At 37.0% G+C, this 964-nt stretch carries 2 protein-coding genes; both read right to left on the bottom strand.

The features are described 5' to 3' along the window. Positions 1–500: hypothetical protein (locus H5187_RS23700; RefSeq protein ID WP_182798494.1), on the bottom strand; the 500-nt coding region annotated here is incomplete at its 3' end. A 20-nt stretch (positions 501–520) separates the two neighbouring features. Further along, on the bottom strand, positions 521–964 hold a 444-nt coding region (locus H5187_RS23695; RefSeq protein WP_182798493.1), incomplete at its 5' end, for a hypothetical protein.

Below are 964 nucleotides of genomic sequence, written 5' to 3'. Positions count from 1 at the left end.
ATAATAAAGAACAACAAAAGTGGAATGGTAATAACGTAAAAAACTAAAAATGAAATGTCTTTTTTGTAAAAATAACTTCCATAAGCTGTATGTTTATTACTGTGACGAGCATACAAGTAGCTTTTCAAGGTTAATTCACCTTCTTCATCTAATAAATCATAAGATTGCTTATCTATTGGGCGAACTTCTGGAGATAAGAAATAGTTTTCACCATGTTTCTGTATATCTGAATCTACTCTTCGTTGTATAGTTTCTTCTCTTGCTTGCCATGAACCACATAAATCATCAACATTCAAATATACAGTAAATAAAATCATTAATAATAGTGGGATCAGTCCCATATTACGGGCTTTCATAGAATTATTACTAAGCTTACAAAGGTGCTTATCTACATACACTATCGGTGTTGGTGGCGGTGCCTCTTTAGTGAGTTGAAAGCTAAGTAGTGCTTTCAGCTTATTTACTAAAGGTATTGGATAATGGTGTTTAATCAAAGGCATTGTTTTTTACTTAACCGTATTCATGCTGGAGGAGTAGGCAAGTTGTCTTTATCAAGCGGGATATCTGTATCATTCTCTGACAAATGCGTTAATATCGCATGAAGCTGCTGCTCAAAGTCTTTTGGTTTTTCATCATCAAAAAATGCAAAGGGTTTGTCATCGGTTTGCCATTGTTCATGCTGCGGCATTACATGCTCGCGGCCATACTCCATAAATTGACATATAAATGCCAATACCGGCTCGTACGCATCACTGCCGTTGTAATAAGGGTTGTGGCGCGGTTGCACCATAAAATTAGCCCATTGCATGTTGTTGTGTTTATCAAAACCACGTATCTGAATACGCATCATTTGAAAGTCTTCATAAACCCGTAAATCTTGAAAGTGCTGGGCGCGTACCTTGCCTTTGTACCAGAGGTAGACAATTTGTTTATCACGATCAAACACCATTGGCGCTTGTCGCTT

It is taken from the genome of Pseudoalteromonas sp. SG44-1 (assembly GCF_014164315.1).
GTDB lineage: Bacteria > Pseudomonadota > Gammaproteobacteria > Enterobacterales > Alteromonadaceae > Pseudoalteromonas > Pseudoalteromonas rhizosphaerae.
Note: the sequence above shows the minus strand (reverse complement) of the source record. Positions and strands in the feature narration are given on the sequence as shown.